This window comes from Gemmatimonadetes bacterium SCN 70-22 (assembly GCA_001724275.1).
GTDB lineage: Bacteria > Gemmatimonadota > Gemmatimonadetes > Gemmatimonadales > Gemmatimonadaceae > SCN-70-22.
On sequence record MEDZ01000009.1, the window covers coordinates 126,548 to 141,361 of the forward strand.

At 71.9% G+C, this 14,814-nt stretch carries 16 protein-coding genes and 1 pseudogene; 11 read left to right on the forward strand and 6 right to left on the reverse strand.

Features of this window, described 5'->3' with window-relative positions:
* Nucleotides 1-166: 166 nt before the first annotated feature.
* The gene (locus tag ABS52_06655) at nucleotides 167-511 is read left to right on the forward strand and encodes a hypothetical protein (protein ID ODT04056.1); all 345 of its coding nucleotides are present in this window, start codon (nucleotides 167-169) and stop codon (nucleotides 509-511) included.
* A gap of 34 nt (nucleotides 512-545) precedes the next feature.
* Here the strand turns inward: ABS52_06655 and ABS52_06660 are convergent, their stop codons facing one another.
* Nucleotides 546-926: a hypothetical protein gene (locus ABS52_06660; protein ID ODT04139.1), complete on the reverse strand. Its 381-nt coding sequence runs from the start codon at nucleotides 924-926 to the stop codon at nucleotides 546-548.
* A 204-nt stretch (nucleotides 927-1,130) separates the two neighbouring features.
* On the opposite strand from ABS52_06660, the gene ABS52_06665 reads away from it, so the two are divergent.
* From ABS52_06665 to ABS52_06675, 3 genes are all read left to right on the forward strand, one after another.
* A complete protein-coding gene (locus ABS52_06665) occupies nucleotides 1,131-1,622 on the forward strand; it encodes a hypothetical protein (protein ODT04057.1) in 492 nt (163 codons plus the stop codon).
* A 154-nt stretch (nucleotides 1,623-1,776) separates the two neighbouring features.
* Entirely contained in the window at nucleotides 1,777-2,853 is a 1,077-nt protein-coding gene (locus ABS52_06670) for a glyoxalase (GenBank protein ODT04058.1), read from the forward strand.
* 62 nt (nucleotides 2,854-2,915) lie between these two features.
* Nucleotides 2,916-3,560: a phospholipase gene (locus ABS52_06675; GenBank protein ODT04059.1), complete on the forward strand. Its 645-nt coding sequence runs from the start codon at nucleotides 2,916-2,918 to the stop codon at nucleotides 3,558-3,560.
* Nucleotides 3,561-3,626: 66 nt separating this feature from the next.
* Here the strand turns inward: ABS52_06675 and ABS52_06680 are convergent, their stop codons facing one another.
* Entirely contained in the window at nucleotides 3,627-5,153 is a 1,527-nt protein-coding gene (locus ABS52_06680; protein ODT04060.1) for a hypothetical protein, read from the reverse strand.
* Between the two features lie 157 nt (nucleotides 5,154-5,310).
* Here ABS52_06680 and ABS52_06685 point away from each other — a divergent pair, with 157 nt between their 5' ends.
* The 5 genes from ABS52_06685 to ABS52_06705 all read left to right on the forward strand — a co-directional run bounded on the left by ABS52_06685 (nucleotide 5,311) and on the right by ABS52_06705 (nucleotide 8,801).
* Entirely contained in the window at nucleotides 5,311-5,922 is a 612-nt protein-coding gene (locus ABS52_06685; GenBank protein ODT04061.1) for a hypothetical protein, read from the forward strand.
* 107 nt (nucleotides 5,923-6,029) lie between these two features.
* Nucleotides 6,030-6,923, forward strand: coding sequence for a TIGR01777 family protein (locus ABS52_06690; protein ID ODT04062.1), 894 nt, complete (start codon nucleotides 6,030-6,032; stop codon nucleotides 6,921-6,923).
* A 46-nt stretch (nucleotides 6,924-6,969) separates the two neighbouring features.
* Entirely contained in the window at nucleotides 6,970-7,215 is a 246-nt protein-coding gene (locus ABS52_06695; GenBank protein ID ODT04063.1) for a hypothetical protein, read from the forward strand.
* Between the two features lie 25 nt (nucleotides 7,216-7,240).
* The gene (locus ABS52_06700; protein ODT04064.1) at nucleotides 7,241-8,260 is read left to right on the forward strand and encodes a hypothetical protein; all 1,020 of its coding nucleotides are present in this window, start codon (nucleotides 7,241-7,243) and stop codon (nucleotides 8,258-8,260) included.
* A gap of 52 nt (nucleotides 8,261-8,312) precedes the next feature.
* A complete protein-coding gene (locus ABS52_06705; GenBank protein ID ODT04065.1) occupies nucleotides 8,313-8,801 on the forward strand; it encodes a hypothetical protein in 489 nt (162 codons plus the stop codon).
* Nucleotides 8,802-8,805: 4 nt separating this feature from the next.
* Here the strand turns inward: ABS52_06705 and ABS52_06710 are convergent.
* From ABS52_06710 to ABS52_06720, 3 genes and pseudogenes are all read right to left on the reverse strand, one after another.
* Nucleotides 8,806-9,907 (reverse strand): annotated as a pseudogene (locus ABS52_06710) (dihydrodipicolinate synthase family protein).
* Nucleotides 9,908-9,918: 11 nt separating this feature from the next.
* Nucleotides 9,919-10,962 (reverse strand): hypothetical protein, encoded by a 1,044-nt coding sequence (locus ABS52_06715; GenBank protein ODT04140.1) that lies wholly within the window; start codon nucleotides 10,960-10,962, stop codon nucleotides 9,919-9,921.
* An 8-nt stretch (nucleotides 10,963-10,970) separates the two neighbouring features.
* Nucleotides 10,971-11,294: a hypothetical protein gene (locus ABS52_06720; GenBank protein ODT04066.1), complete on the reverse strand. Its 324-nt coding sequence runs from the start codon at nucleotides 11,292-11,294 to the stop codon at nucleotides 10,971-10,973.
* A 244-nt stretch (nucleotides 11,295-11,538) separates the two neighbouring features.
* Between ABS52_06720 and ABS52_06725 the strand changes: the two genes are divergently transcribed.
* Together ABS52_06725 and ABS52_06730 are read left to right on the forward strand one after the other, a co-directional pair.
* On the forward strand, nucleotides 11,539-13,569 hold the full coding sequence (locus ABS52_06725; GenBank protein ODT04067.1) for a hypothetical protein: 2,031 nt from the start codon (nucleotides 11,539-11,541) through the stop codon (nucleotides 13,567-13,569).
* Between the two features lie 42 nt (nucleotides 13,570-13,611).
* On the forward strand, nucleotides 13,612-14,205 hold the full coding sequence (locus ABS52_06730) for a hypothetical protein (GenBank protein ID ODT04068.1): 594 nt from the start codon (nucleotides 13,612-13,614) through the stop codon (nucleotides 14,203-14,205).
* A gap of 19 nt (nucleotides 14,206-14,224) precedes the next feature.
* On the opposite strand, the gene ABS52_06735 is transcribed toward ABS52_06730, so the two are convergent.
* Complete coding sequence (locus ABS52_06735; protein ID ODT04069.1) at nucleotides 14,225-14,779, reverse strand: hypothetical protein; 555 nt, start codon at nucleotides 14,777-14,779, stop codon at nucleotides 14,225-14,227.
* Between the last annotated feature and the right edge of the window lie 35 nt (nucleotides 14,780-14,814).

Here is a 14,814-nt window from a genome sequence, read left to right on the forward strand (position 1 = left end):
GGCGATGCGCGTCACGCGGGCGTCACGTCCCTCGTGCGTGCCCTTTCTCGCGACGCGTCGTCCCTTTCCTCGGTGGCCGTTACCGCTGCGCCCCCCATCCCCCCGCCGGGCGGGGGACGGCGAACTCCCAACCCGCGTATCGCCCTCGACCGTGACCGCTCCGTCCTTGCCAACTGCCGGGGGAGGACCCCCCGCTCCCGTCGATGGGGGAGCCGCCCCGCTCACCCCGCCGCCGTCCCGTGAGACGGGGGTCCGCCCCCGGGACCGCGCGGTCGACGCGGTCGCCGCCCTCCTCCTGGCCGGCGGTGTCGCCCTCTTCTTCCTCGGACGCCAGGCGCTGACGTCCATCGCCGATGGAACCTATGCCGCTCCCATGGGCGAAACGTGGGTGCAGCGCGCGGACTTCCATGCGGCGCAGACCCGGTGGGGAGGGTGGCTCATCGCGGCGGGTGTCGCGGTCGCCCTCGTCTCGGCGGGGCGGCACGCCTGGCACCGGCGCGCCAGGCGTTAGGCATCGGCGCGGCGGGCGCGGGGCGCCCGCGCCCTCACCTGTTTCCCTGGCGCAGGTAGTCGTCGGTCTTGTCGAGCCAATCCTGGCGCGGCGGCGAGAAGACGTCGACGTCCAGCGTGTCCTCCAGCGCCTCGGCCTTGTGCCACGCCCATGCCGGGATGTGCAGCACCTCGCCGGCTCCCACGTCGACCACGCGCGTCTCGTCCTCACCAAGGAAGAAGCGGAGCCTTCCCTCCAGGATGTAGGTGACCTGCTCGTTGTGGTGCTGGTGGCGCGGGACGATCGCCCCCTGCTTCAGGAAGATCTGGGCGATCATGATCCCGTCGCCGGTGATGATCTTGCGATCGATCATGTGGCTGACGGTTTCCCGGGGGATGTCGCTCCAGCGGTGGTGCGTGATCTCCTTCGACGACATGCGGCGCTCCATGGCGGGTGAGGGGGCGCCGGAGAATATCGCCCGGCGCCTCGGGTTACCAGCGGCCGGGGCGCGCCGCGCGGCGGCACGCGCGCGCCGGCCGTGCCCCGCGGCACCATGTCCCGCGGCACCATGGCCCGCGGCACCATGGCCCGCGGCACCATTGCCTGGCGTGGGCGTCGATATATCTTATTACTGAGATATATGCCAGCACCCAAGGTCACGCCCCCGGCATCGACCGCCTCCCTCCCCGCCGAGCAGCAGATAGCGCTCAAGCTGTGGGTCACGCTGGCGCGCGCCTTCGCCGCGGTGAACGAGCAGGCCACGCAGGATGCCCGCGGCCACGGCTTGTCGCTCACCGAGTTCGCGGTGCTCGAGCTCCTGTACCATCGCGGCCCCACGCTTCAGGGCGAGATCCAGAAGCGGATCCTCGTCTCGAGTGGCGGCATCACCTTCCTGGTGGACCGCCTGGTGGAGAAGGGGCTCGTGGAACGGCGCACCTGCGCCGAGGACAAGCGGGCCCGCTATGCCGCGCTCACCAGCCAGGGGCGACGCCTGATGCACCGGATCTTCCCCCGCCACGCCCGCCGGATCGCAGCGGCCATGCGGGGGCTCGGGGTCGCCGAACAGCGCGAGGCCACGCGCCTCCTCAAGCAGCTGGGGCTGGCCGCCGCCGCGGCCGACGCCCCGCCCTGACCGCCCCGACCGCCCTGCCCGGGCTGCCCTGCCCGGGCCGCCCTGACCGGGCCGCCCGAAGCCGGGCACCTTTTCGCCGGTTCGCGGGTTCATGAAACAGGATATCTCAGTACTGAGATACAGACGCGATTGCACCACCCACAGGAGTCCCACCATGCCCTCGCTCGCCACCGCCGGCTTCCACCACGTCACCATGGTCTCGTCCGATGCGCGCCGCACGCTCGCGTTCTACCGCGACCTGCTTGGCGTCGGGCTCGTGAAGCGCACCGTCAATTTCGACGACCCCACCTCGTACCACCTCTACTTCGGTGATGCCACGGGGAGCCCCGGAACGATCCTGACCTTCTTCGAGTGGGGGAACGTCGCGCACGGGCACTGGGGCGTGGGGGGCGTGCACCATCTGGCGCTCGGCGTCGCCACCCCGGAGGCCCAGCTCATGTGGAAGCGGCGCCTCAACGACGCCGGCGTGGCCGTCAGCGGCCCCTTCGACCGCGGGTGGTTCCGCTCCATCTACTTCCGCGACCCCGACGGGCAGGTGCTCGAGATCGCCACCCGTGGCCCGGGCTACGCCGTCGACGAACCCATCGAGGCGTTGGGCAGGATCGAGCTGGCCCCACCCACGAGCGCCGAGATCCGCGGCGCGCGCGACGAGGCCGCGATCGCCGCCCGCACGTGGCCCGAGCCCGTCCCGGTCATCACCCTCGACATGGCCCTGGAGGGGATCCACCACGTTTCCGCCATTACCAGCGACCTCGAGCGGCTCAACGACTTCTACGACAGCGCCCTCGGGCTCAAGCTGGTCAAGAAGTCGTTCAACCAGGACGACCCCGGCACGAAGCACTGGTTCTGGGCGTCCTACGACGGCGCGGAGGTCAAGCCACACTCGGCCCTCACGTTCTTCGGCTGGCCGCGCGGCGGACGGCCGGCGCGCGGCGGCGTGGGGCAGATGCACCACCTGGCCTTTCGCGCGGCGTCGGCCGACGAGCAGCTGGCGTGGCGCGATCACCTGCTGTCGCGGGGGGTGTCGGTCTCGCCCGTGATGGACCGGAGCTATTTCCAGTCGATCTACTTCCGGGATCCCGACGGGCTCCTGCTCGAAGTGGCCACCGACGGGCCGGGCTTCACCATCGACGAGGAGATCGCGACCCTGGGGACCGAGCTTCGCCTTCCGGCGTGGCTGCAGTCCGAGCGCGAACAGATCGAGGCTGGGCTCCAGCCGCTGCAGGTCTGACAACACGAGCGATGCCGGGCGGTGCCATCGCGCCGCCCGGCCGCTCCCCCCTCATTTGCCACATGACGACACCGATCCAGGGACCACACCAGGGGCAACCCGTCCTCGCCGGCGGGGCGCTGCTCTCCGAGGCGCGCGGCGCGCTGATCCTCACGCACGGGCGCGGCGCGACGGCGCAGAGCATCTTCTCGCTCGCACCGCTCCTTGGCGCCGAACATCTCGCGTGGTATGCGCCGCAGGCTGCGGGCAACACGTGGTATCCGTACTCGTTCCTTTCACCCATCCCGCAGAACGAGCCGGGGATCACCTCCGGGATCCGGGCGCTCGCCGACCTCGTGGCCGACATCGAGGGGGGCGGGATCCCCGCGGAGCGCATTGCCCTCGTCGGCTTCTCGCAGGGGGCCTGTCTCACGCTCGAATTCGTCGCGCGCCATGCGCGGCGCTACGGGGCGGTGATCGCCTTCAGCGGGGGCCTCATCGGTCCCGACGACACGCCGCGCCGCTACCTCGGCTCGCTCGACGGCACCCCAATCTTCATCGGGTGCTCCGACATCGACTCGCACATCCCCCTCGCGCGCGTCCACGAGAGCGCCGAGGTGCTGGCCGGGCTGGGGGGGGCCGTCGATACGCGCATCTATCCTGGGATGGGGCACGTGGTGAACGACGACGAGATTGCCGCGGCCCGGGCGCTGGTGCGGGCGCTGTAGCGCGTCCGGGCACGGCCCCGGAGGTGTCGCGGCCTGCCCGCCGTGGCGCCACGTCGCTGTCGATCGCTAGGGCTGGTACGCCTTGTCGACGATGCGACCGAAGCTGTCCGGGTTCCAGCGCGGGCGATCGCGTGCGTTCCCCACATCCTGGCCGAGGTAGTAGATGAGGCGGAGGAGCCGCGCCTCCTTCTCGGCATCGATCTTGTCGGGGGTGTCGCTCGCCTGGTGGTAGTCGCGGTGCGTTCCGTTGAAGAAGAAGAGAATGGGGACGCCGCGGCGCGCGAAGTTGTAGTGGTCCGAGCGGAAGTAGAAGTTCTCGTGGGGCCACGGGTCGTCGATGGGCTGCATGCGCAGCTCCGGATGCGCCGCCGCGACGCGGTCGAGTGTGGCCCCCAGGTCGCTGTGCTCCCGCCCGATCACCGCGATCGTGTCGGGCCAGTTGCGCCCGATCATGTCCATGTTGATGTTGGCCACCACCTGCGACAGAGGAACCGGGAGGTGGGACGCGAAGTGGTTGCTCCCCCACAGCCCCTTCTCCTCGCCGCTCACCGTCACGAAGATGAGCGACCGCTTCGGGCGGGCCTCCGCCACGCTGAACGCCTCGGCGAGCTCCAGCACCCCGGCCGTCCCCGAGGCGTCGTCGTCGGCGCCGTTCCAGATGCTGTCGCCTTCGGCGCGCGAATCGATGCCCACGTGATCCATGTGGGCGGAAAAGACGATGTACTCGTTCCGAAGCACCGGGTCGCTCCCCGGGAGGATCGCGGCCACGTTCGGCGCGCTCGTCCCCGGGCCGCCGACGTCGGCGATCGTGACCTCGATGGCCAGCGCATCGAGCGCGCGCACCATGTAGGATGACGCGGCGCGGAACGCAGCCAGGTCGATCCCGGCGTCGGCGAAGACGTCGCCGAGGGCGCGCTGGTGCACCATCGTCACCACGGGGTCGCGTTCCGTCTCGCCGTCGACCGGACCACGCTCGCGGAACTGGTTGGCCACCTGTCGGGCGAGGGTCAGCGTGTCGTTGTCGAGCACGATGACGACGGCTGCCGGGTTGCGCTCGTAGGCGCCGGCCAGGAACTGGTTGACCGGGGCGGAGCCAGGGGCGCGCGTGTTGGGGGCGACGACGAGGATCTTCCCTTCGACGTCGAGCGCCTTACCCGCGTCTGGCCGCAACGGCCCTCCCACCAGCACGACCCCGCCGGTGACCGGGCGACCGGTGCGCGGGCCGAAGACATACACCAGGTCACGGCGGGCGCTGGCGCGGGCGGTCGATCCGTTGGCGCGAAAGACGGCTCGCGACGAGTCGCCGTCGATGCGCGATCGCCCGAGCGGATATCGCTGGACGAAGCGTCCGGCGTCGCCCGCCGGCTCGAGCCCGAGTCTCGCGAACTCGGCGGCGACGAACGCCGCCGTGAGCTCGAGCCCGCGCGACGGTGTGTCACGCCCCCCCATCGAGTCGTGAGCGATCACCTCGATGCGACGTCGCACGTCGTGCTCGGAGATGGAGGCGGCCCCGCGGTGCACCGCGCCGTCCTGGGCGTGCGCGGACGCAGGGGCGCCGACGGCCAGGAGCGCGAGCAGGAGCGGGCGGCTCACGGAGGCGAGGGTGCTGGCCGCGAGGCAGGTGGGGCGAGGCACGATGGGGCGGGCTCCGGGCGTCGGGACGGCTGGGTCGCAAGCTACCCGGCGCACCCGCGGGCGCCAGCCGCGGGGGGCAATCGCACGCCGCGCCCGGACTGCGTAGTGTTCTCCCATGCATCGCAAGGCCGTGAACCACCTTCGCCGGGCCGACCCGGTGATGGCCGGGGTGATCGACACCATCGGTCCCTGTCGCTTCACGACGCGCCCGGAGCTCTCGCACTTCGAGGCCGTGGCGCGGTCGATCATCCATCAGCAGCTGTCGGGAAAGGCGGCGGCCACGATCTACGACCGCTTCCAGTCGCTGTTCGGCGGCGAACGCCCGCATGCCGCGGCGCTCGTGGCGCTCGACGACGAGGCGCTGCGGGGCGCCGGGATCTCTCGCCAGAAGATGAGCTACCTGCGCGACCTGGCGGCGCGCGTGCACGCCGGGGCGATCCCGATCGAGTCGCTGCACGAACTGGACGATCAGGGCGTGATCGGGCACCTGACGAGCGTGAAGGGCGTTGGTGTGTGGACGGCGCAGATGTTCCTGATGTTCAAGCTCGGTCGCCTCGACATCCTCCCGGATCTCGACCTGGGGATCCGGAAGGGGATCAAGGAGGCCTACCGGCTGCGGAAGCTCCCCGATGCGCGGCGTGTGCAGGCGATCGGGGCCAAATGGGCGCCATACCGGACCATTGCCTGCTGGTACCTGTGGCGGCTCCTGGACGGCGAGGCCGCCTAGGCGCGCACGCGGGCGGGGCGTCGCGGCGCGCGCCCGGGGAGGCGAGGAGGCCAGGCGAGGAGACCAGGCGAGGAGACCAGGCGAGGAGGCCAGGCGAGGGTGGCATCGTGAGAATTGCGATCACCGGGGCAACGGGATTCATAGGCGAGGCGTTGGTCCGCCGGCTGCAAGGGGCGGGGCACACCGTGCTGCGCATCGGGCGGGGGCGGAACGGCCCGGCGGCGCCGGACGTCACGTGGGACGCGGCGACCGTGCTCGACGCGGCCGCGCTGGAGGGGGTGGAAGGCGTCGTGCACCTGGCGGGAGAGTCGATTGCCCAGCGATGGAGCGCGACCGCCAGGCGCGCGATTCGTGACTCGCGGGTGCAGGGGACCACGCTCCTCGCGCGCACCCTGGCCGGGCTGGCGCGCAGGCCGGCGGTCCTGGTGAGCATGTCGGCCATCGGGATCTACGGAGATCGGGGCGACGAGCTCCTCGACGAGTCGTCGCCCTCGGGGAGCGGTTTCCTCCCCGACATCGCCCGCGCGTGGGAATCGTCGGCCGACCCGGCGCGCGCGGCGGGGATTCGCGTGGTCCATCCGCGGGTCGGGATCGTCCTCAGTCCCAAGGGGGGTGCGCTGGCCCAGCTCCTCCCGATCTTCTCGCTGGGGATCGGCGGCAAGATCGGGCGCGGGCGTCAGTGGATGAGCTGGATCTCGCTCACCGACACACTGCGCGCCATCGAGTTCGCCCTGGCGACGACGACCCTCGAGGGGGCGGTCAACGTCACGGCCCCGAACCCGGTGACCAACGCCGACTTCACCGCGGTGCTCGGCCGCCTCCTCCGCCGCCCGACCTTCGCCCCGGTCCCCGAGTTCGCGATCGAGCTGCTCTACGGCGAAATGGGGCGGGCCACGGTGATCGAGGGGCAACGCGTGGTCCCCCGCAAGCTGCTGGACGCCGGGTTCCGTTTCGAGCACAATGAGCTGGAAGTTGCCCTGCGCGCCGAGGGCGTGCGGTAACCCCCGGGTCTCTCGTCTTCTCGTCTTCTCGTCTTCTGCCGTTCTGATGGCCGCCATCATAATGGAAACGGTGCTCGTCGCCGCGCTGGTGGTGGCGATCGGGACGCTGCTGTACTTCGGCGTCACCAGCTTCACGCCGATGGGGAGGCGCTGGGCGCGCGCGCGCGCGGCGCGGGCGGGTGGGGCGGCTGGGCTGGCCTGCCCGATCCACGGCGTCATCGCCGAGGAGTCGGTACTGCGGCTCCCCTCCGGCGAACGCGCCTGCCCGCACTGCGCCCGGCAGACGCATTAGCTTCCGACGCATGTCTCGCCATCACATGCGTCGTCGCGCCGTGGTCGCGGCGACTCTGCTCGTCGCCACCGCGTCCGCCTGCGGGCGTGAGCGCACCCCCGCGGCCGGCAGCGCCGACTCCGCCGCCGCCGGAGAGCCCATCACCGTCTTCGCGGCTGGAAGCCTCGCGCGCCCGATGCGCGCCGCGCTCGATTCCTTCGCCCGGCACACCGGGACGACGTACACCCTCGAGTCGGCCGGGAGCCTCGAACTGGCCCGGCGGCTGACCGACCTCGGGAAGTCGGCCGACCTGGTCGCCCTGGCCGACGAGGACGTCTTCCCGCGCTTCCTGATGCCGGGGAAGGTGACCTGGTACGCCCGCTTCGCCCGCAATCGCCTCGTGCTCGCGTACGGTGCCAACGCCAAGCGGGTGAGCGAGGCCGAGGCGGGGGACTGGCGCTCGGTACTGCAGCGGCCGGAGGTGGAGACGGGGCGGGCGGACCCCGACCTCGACCCGGCGGGGTATCGGACGCTGATGCTCTTTCAGCTGGCGGAGCGACATTACGCGGAGCCCGGGCTGGCGAAACGCCTCGAGGCGAGCGCCGCGCGGCGGAACATGCGTCCGAAATCCGCGGAGCTGGTGGCACTGCTCCAGTCCAACGAAATCGACTATGCCTGGATGTACGAGTCGTCGGCGCGAGGGGCGCGCCTGTCCTTCGTCGCCGTGCCCCCCGACATCGACCTGGGGGACGAGCGTCTTGCGGCTGCCTACGGCGCCGCGCGCGTGCGCGTGCTCGGGGCCGAGCCGGGGGACTCGATCGAGATGACGGGCACACCGATCCGCTACGGGCTGACGATTCCGACCGGCGCCCCGCACGCGGCGCGGGCGGCGGATTTCGTGCGCTACCTCTTCTCGCCGGCGGGGCAACGCGTCCTCAAGGGCGAGTTCCTGGATGCGCTCGACGCCCCGATCGTGATTGGCGAGGGGCGACCGCCCTTCATCGATTCGCTCGCCACCGGGCGCGCGGGCGGGGCGAAGCCGGCGTCCGATTCTGCGCGGCGATAACTTGCCAGGTGGCGGCGCGCGACGCGCCGCCGTGACGGAGAGCGTACGAGCCATGCCGATTGTCCCTTTCGATTCACTCCCCGACGACGCGCGCGTCTGGGTCTTTGGTGCGAGCGATGCCCTGCGGGGCGAGCTCGAGGCAGCGCTGTTGCGGCACGTGGACTCGTGGCTGGCCGGATGGCAGGCGCACGGCGCCCCGCTGACCTGCGCGCGCGACTGGCGTCACGGACGCTTCCTGGCCGTCGGCGTCGACCAGTCGGCAACGGGTGCCTCGGGATGTTCGGTCGACGCCCTGTTCCACATCCTGCAGGGGCTCGAGCGCACGCTGGGCACCTCGCTGGTGGCCGGTGGGCGCGTCTTCTATCGGGACGCGCGGGGCATGGTGCAGTGCGTGGATCGCGAGACGTACGCCAGTCGTGCCAGGGCGGGGGAGATCGGTGGCGACGTGCCGGTCTTCGACACGACCGTCACGACCGTCGGCGCATACCGGGCGGATTTCGAGCGCCCGGCGTCGGCGTCGTGGCACGCGCAACTCGTCTAGCCGCTCACCCCAGCCAGCGCGCCAGCCCCTCTTCCACGAAGGCGTCGTCCGCCAGTTCCGGGTGCGCCAGGGCCACCCGGTCGAGTTCGCGGGCCTGTCCGGGGGAGAGCCCCTCGCGGGGGTCGAGGCACCACGTGCCGCGCAGGAGCCCCTGCCGGCGCAGCACCTCGTGGATGCCGGCAATGCACCCGGCGAAGCCGTTGGCGGCATCGAAGATGGCGGCGTTCGCGTCGGTGAGCGCGGCGGCGCGGGAGAGCCATCGGGTGATGCTTGCATCTGGCGGGTGGACGAGCGGGGGGGCGGGCTGCCCCGCGCCGGGCAGCGGGGCACGTCCCTCGCCCGATCCCGGGGCGCGCACGCCCTTGACCTGCTCGAGCAGCTCGACGGCGCGCCGCGTCCACACGGCCCACTGTCCCAGCAGCCCGCCGGCGATGTGGCGGGGGCCCGCCGCTGGTGAAGGTGAAGGGAGTGAGGAGGTCGGTGACGATGGCGTCGTCGTTCCCGGTGTACAGCGCGACGTCGTCGCGCCCCGCTTCCACCACCGCCCGCACGACGTCGAGCGTCTGGTAGCGGTTGAACGGGGCGATCTTGATGGCGACGACGTTCGGGATCTCGGCGAAGTCGCGCCAGAAGCGGAAGTCCAGGACGCGCCCCCCAACGGCGGGCTGCAGGTAGAAGCCGACGACCGGGAGCACCTCCGCGACCCGCTGGCAATGGCGGATGAGGTCGCGGTGCGTCGCCTCGTCGTGCCCGGCCAGCGAGAGGAGGGCGGCGTCGTAGCCTAACGAGCGCGCCAGTTCGGCCTCGTCGGCCGCCTGTCGCCGGTCGCCCACCACCCCGGCGATGAGGGCGAAGGGGCGGGGCGCGCGCGCCAGCCACTCGCGCGCCGCCTCCGCGGCCAGCGCCAGGACCTCGCGCAGCATCCCGTGCTGGCGAATGGCGAACTGCGTCGTGTGCACGCCGACCGCCATGCCCCCCGCGCCGGCCTCCACGTAGTAGCGCGTCAGCGCGCGCTGGCGCCGCTCGTCGAGCGTGCGACGGGGGGTGAGGGCCAGCGGGTGGGCGGGGATGACCTGCCCGGCCAGGAGGTGGGGGCGCAGTGACATGGCAACGCGGGTCAGAAGGCGCCGTCGCGCCGCTCGAAGCGCGTCGCCTTGCCTAACGTACGCCCGCCGGCCAGCGCCCAGGCGGCCACCCACGCCGCGATCGTCTCCTCTCCCACCGGCGGGGGACCGAACAGCGCTTGCGCCTTGTCGGTGTCGCTGAGGAGGGCATCCGCGCCCTCGCGCCCCGCGAAGCGCGGTACCCTCCCCAGGAGCCGGCCCAGCTCGAGCGCGACGGCGCGCACGGCCAGCCGCGCCCGCCCCGTCACGTTGAGCACGAATGGCGGGACGCTCGCCAGCGGAAGGGTGCGGAGCGCGATCGCATTGGCGTCGCCCTGCCAGATGCAGTTCACGTATCCCATGGCCAGGTCGATCGCCTCGTTGCGCAGGATCCGCTGGGCGAGATCGACGAGGACGCCGTACCGCAGGTCGACGGCGTAGTTGAGGCGAATCAGCGCCACGCGGGTCGCCCATCGCGCGGCCGCATCCTCGAAGACGCGCTCGCGCCCCACGCACGACGCCGCGTACTCCCCCACCGGCGAGAGTACGTCGGATTCGCGCGACCCGCTCCCCGTGGCCGGCGTGAGCGGGTAGACGTTGCCGGTGGAGAAGGCGACGATGCGCGCGTCGCGGTAGCGCTCCGCCGCTCGCGCCGGGAGGATGGTGTTGGTCATCCACGTCAGCGACGGAGCCGCCGTGGTCCCGAACTTCTGCCCAATCATGAAGAACACGTTCGGGGCGTCGGGGAGTCGCCTCCAGGCATCGCTCGAGAGCAGGTCGGCGCGCACCAGGTCGACGCCGAGCCCCTCGAGGCGAGCGGCGTCACCTGCATTCCCCCACCGCGAGACGGCGACCACTCGGCGGCCGTCGCCCAGGGCATCCGCGGCGCGCTTCACCATCGCGGTCAGCGATGGCCCCATCTTTCCTCCCGCCCCCAGCACCACCACGTCGCCCGGCGTCGAGCGCAGCGCCTCCACGACCTCGGGGGTCGGGCGACTCAGGCGTTCCTCCAGCTCCTCCTCGGAGCGAGGGGCGACCGGCGTAGTGCGGGGGGCGATTCCGGGGTTCACGCCGACGAACCCTCCCCCGATGATGACGGCGACGCCGAAGGCGCAGGCGCGTTCGATGGGGTGCCGGCCGGGGCGCCGGAGGGAGTGCTGGACGGCGTCGAGGACGTTGCGGCCAGGGTCCCGTCGAACCCGATCGTCCGATGGCTCGTGTCGCAGAACGGCTTCCGCTTCGACGCGCCGCAGCGACAGAGGGAGATCCCCTTTCCCGTGGGGAGCGGGATGAGTGCTCCGGTGTGATCGGTGAGCTGCAGCTTGTCGACGTCGTCGGCGGCGATGAAGAGGGGGCCGTTGTTGCGGATCGTGATGGTCAGCTTGGACATGGCGTGTTGGTGCGGGCTATTCGGGGCGGCGCTCGCGCGGGGCGTGCCGGCGCTGGGCGCCTCGATCCGGTCAATGTCCCCCGGCGCCGAGGACGGGGAAAGGGGGCGCGGCCGGCGCGAAGCCCCGATTGCGGAGCGTCAACGGTACCCGGAGATTCGTCGTTAATAATTCATGACCGGGGTCGTGCGCCATCGTGGCGGCGACGCCGGGTTTGCCTTTTCCCCAGCGTTCTGCCGAGCTCCCATGTCGCGTCGTCCCATCGCCTTCGCTGCGGCCGTCGCCTTCGCCATCCTGTCGGCCGGAACGCCGGCCAGGGGGCAGCGGGTGGCTCGCGACAGCACCGCGGACACGGCGCGAACGCGGCTCGAGACCTTTTCCATCACGGCCGGGCGGAGCGCGACCACCGTGGGGGGGACGTCGGCCATCATCCTGACGATCGACTCGCTGCACCTGGCGCCGGCGGCGCCGCTCGACCGGGCGCTGCGCGAGGTCCCGTTCGTCCTCGTGCGCGTGAACTCCCGCGGCGAGTCGGAGCTGTCGGTGCGCGGCTCCGACTCGCGCCAGGCGGCGGTCCTGTTCGATGGGCTCCCGCTCAGTATCGGGTGGGACCATCGCTCCGATCCGTCGGTCTTCCCGACCACCGGGATCGTGAGCGTGAACGTCGTGCGCGGGCTGAGCACGCTCCTGCAGGGGCCCAACACGCTGGGCGGGGTGATCGACCTCGGGATGTCGTCGTATCGCGGGGAGCGCCTGGCGCGCACGCGCGTCGGGGTGTCGCTCGGGACGGACCAGCTGGGGACGCAGTCGGTCGCGGGCGACGTCGCCCGGCCGTTCGAGCTCGGCGCGGGGCAGCTCACGCTTCGGGCGGGAGCGGGGTATCGCAACGTGGATGCGATCGCCCTGAGCCACCAGGTGACGGACCCGTTTCCGCACGCCGCGCACGAGCGCACCAACAGCGACGTGAACCAGCGCGACGGATTCCTCTCGGCGCGCTACCTGTCGCAGAGCGGGGCGTGGCTCGGGGCGAGCCATTCCGGCTATGCACTGGAGCGCGGGGTCATGCCCGAGCTGCACGTCGCGGCGCCGCGCTTCTGGCGCTATCCCGACCAGAACCGTTCGCTCTCGCTCGTGACGGCGGGGACCGGGCGCCACCGCACCCCCTTCGGGGAGGGGGATGCGGAGTTCGTCGTCGGCCGCAACGGCTCGTACACGTCCATCGAGAGCTTCCGCGACGCCGCCTACGACTCCATTGTCGGGACGGAGACGGGGGACGAGGCGACGACCACGGCCCGGCTGCAGGCCGATCACTCGCTGGGGCGCGGCGAGCTGCGCACGGCGTTCTCGTACTCGGGCGTGCGCTACCTCGAGGGGCTCAACGGGGCCGCGCCTAACGAATACACCCAGCGGCTGTGGAGCGGCGCGGCGGAGGTGGAGCAGCCCGTCGTCGGCACGCTGCGCCTGACCGGCGGCTATGCCGTCGACGTCAGCACGACGCCGCACACCGCGGGCCGCGAGGCGCTCGGCCGCCTCGCCGAGTGGGGGGGACGGCTCGGGGTGAGTGCGCTCGCCTTCGGGGGGCAGTGGCGCCTGCACGCGTCGGCGAACCGGCGCGCGCGATTCGCGGCGCTGCGCGAGCTGTACTCGGGAGCCCTCAACCGATTCGAGCCGAACCCCACGCTCCGCCCCGAGGTCCTCGTCGGCGGCGAAGCCGGCGCCACGCTGCTCTCGAGCCGCTACCAGTTCCAGGGGGTCGCGTTCCACAACGCGCTCCATGACGCGATCGTCCGCACCACGCTTCCCAACCGCAAGTTCAAGCGCGTCAACCGCGACGAGGTCCGCAGCACCGGGGTGGAGCTCCTCGGCGGCTTCAGCACCGGCGCGTTGCAGCTCTCGGCGGACGCCCTGCTCCAGCGCGTCCGGATCGCCGATCCCGCCGTGAGCGGCTCGGAGCGCAAGCCCGAGAACCAGCCCGACCTGCGCCTCGGCGCCGACCTGCGGTTCCCCGCGGTTGCCGGATTCACGCTGCGGGCCAGCGTCGACCACGCCGGGCGGCAGTATTGCGTCAACCCCGACACGCAGCGCAACCAGGCGCTCGGGGCGCAGACCTGGACCGGGGGGGGCGCGGAGCGGGCCTTCGTCCTGAAGGGGAACTCGCTCTTTTCCCGCCTCGTCGCCTCGCTCGACATCGACAACATCGTCGACGCCGGGGTGTACGATCAATGTGGCCTGCCGCAACCCGGCCGCACGCTGCGCCTGGGGCTCGCCCTCCGCTAGCCTCCCAGCCGCTGCCCGACGAGTCCCCCCAATCCCGTGGCGATGTCGTTCAATCCACGCGTCTTCTCGCGCAAGGCCCACCGATGGGGGGCCATCGGCGTCGCCCTCCCGTTCCTGGTCGTGATCGTCTCGGGGCTGTTGCTGCAGCTCAAGAAGCACTGGAGCTGGGTCCAGCCGGTGGAGGTCCGCGGCGCCGGCACGGCACCGGCGCTCCCCTTCGACAGCCTCCTGACGATCGCGCGATCCGTCCCCGAGGCCGGGATCCGCGGCTGGGACGACATCGACAAGCTCGACGTCCGCCCCGGGAAGGGGATCGTCAAGATCACCAGCAACGCCCGCTGGGAGCTGCAGGTGGACTCCGAGAGCGGCGCCGTGCTGCACAGCGCCTATCGCCGCTCCGACTGGCTCGAGTCGCTCCACGACGGCTCGTGGTTTCACCCGCTGGCCAAGCTCGGCGTCTTCCTCCCCTCGGGAATCGTCGTCCTCGTGTTGTGGCTGACGGGGATCTACCTCTGGCTCGTCCCCTACCAGACGCGGCGCCAGCGCGCCCGCATGGCCGCGATCGGGGGGCCGCAGCGGCGGTCCGACCGGCACGACGACCGGCACGACGACCGTCGCGCGGCTGGCGCCGGGTGACGCGTGCGGGCGATGCCCGCTAGAAGAAGTAGCGGCGCCACCCCGTCGCGTCGCGGCGGCGCATCCGCCAGAAGACGAGGAAGCCGCTGACCGTCAGCGCGGCCAGGCACAGCCCCCACGCCATGGCCAGCACGAGCCCGCCGTCGCCGAACGCTTCGCCGCTGTGCAGCCGATAGAGGAACGGCTTGTCGGCGTAGGTCTCGGTGGCGAGGAGCGCCCCGGTGGTCGCGTGGATGATGAACTTGCGGTCCTCGCCCCCCGCGGGCTTGCCGGTGAAGACGGTCACCGTGGGGCGGTCGCCCTTGAACTGCACCTCGATCTTGTCCACCGGCGCGTCGCCAGCCGTGGCCGCGACCGTCGCCAGCGCCCGCTGCACCGGATCGCTCCACGAGGCCGCCTCCGACGCCGCCGTCACGGGGCTCACCAGGTCGCGCGTGCGCTCCCGCAGCGCCTCCGCCTCGCCGAAGAACTCCGTCCCGGCCACCAGCATCCCGGTGATGGACGCGAAGAGGAGGAAGATGGCGGAGGGGAATCCGATCCATCGGTGCCAGCGGCGCCAGAACTGCGGGTTCATCCGTTCGCGGGGTGAGGGGAATGGTGGGAGCGCCG

Bases quoted from the DNA above. Each gene is read 5' to 3' on its own strand.
- ABS52_06675 (ODT04059.1), top strand. From the start codon at position 2,916: ATGACGACACCGATCCAGGGACCACACCAGGGGCAACCCGTCCTCGCC.
- ABS52_06685 (ODT04061.1), top strand. From the start codon at position 5,311: ATGCATCGCAAGGCCGTGAACCACCTTCGCCGGGCCGACCCGGTGATG.
- ABS52_06720 (ODT04066.1), bottom strand. From the start codon at position 11,294: ATGTCCAAGCTGACCATCACGATCCGCAACAACGGCCCCCTCTTCATC.
- ABS52_06705 (ODT04065.1), top strand. From the start codon at position 8,313: ATGCCGATTGTCCCTTTCGATTCACTCCCCGACGACGCGCGCGTCTGG.
- ABS52_06660 (ODT04139.1), bottom strand. From the start codon at position 926: ATGTCGTCGAAGGAGATCACGCACCACCGCTGGAGCGACATCCCCCGG.
- ABS52_06730 (ODT04068.1), top strand. From the start codon at position 13,612: ATGTCGTTCAATCCACGCGTCTTCTCGCGCAAGGCCCACCGATGGGGG.
- ABS52_06665 (ODT04057.1), top strand. From the start codon at position 1,131: ATGCCAGCACCCAAGGTCACGCCCCCGGCATCGACCGCCTCCCTCCCC.
- ABS52_06725 (ODT04067.1), top strand. From the start codon at position 11,539: ATGTCGCGTCGTCCCATCGCCTTCGCTGCGGCCGTCGCCTTCGCCATC.
- ABS52_06670 (ODT04058.1), top strand. From the start codon at position 1,777: ATGCCCTCGCTCGCCACCGCCGGCTTCCACCACGTCACCATGGTCTCG.
- ABS52_06735 (ODT04069.1), bottom strand. From the start codon at position 14,779: ATGAACCCGCAGTTCTGGCGCCGCTGGCACCGATGGATCGGATTCCCC.
- ABS52_06695 (ODT04063.1), top strand. From the start codon at position 6,970: ATGGCCGCCATCATAATGGAAACGGTGCTCGTCGCCGCGCTGGTGGTG.
- ABS52_06700 (ODT04064.1), top strand. From the start codon at position 7,241: ATGCGTCGTCGCGCCGTGGTCGCGGCGACTCTGCTCGTCGCCACCGCG.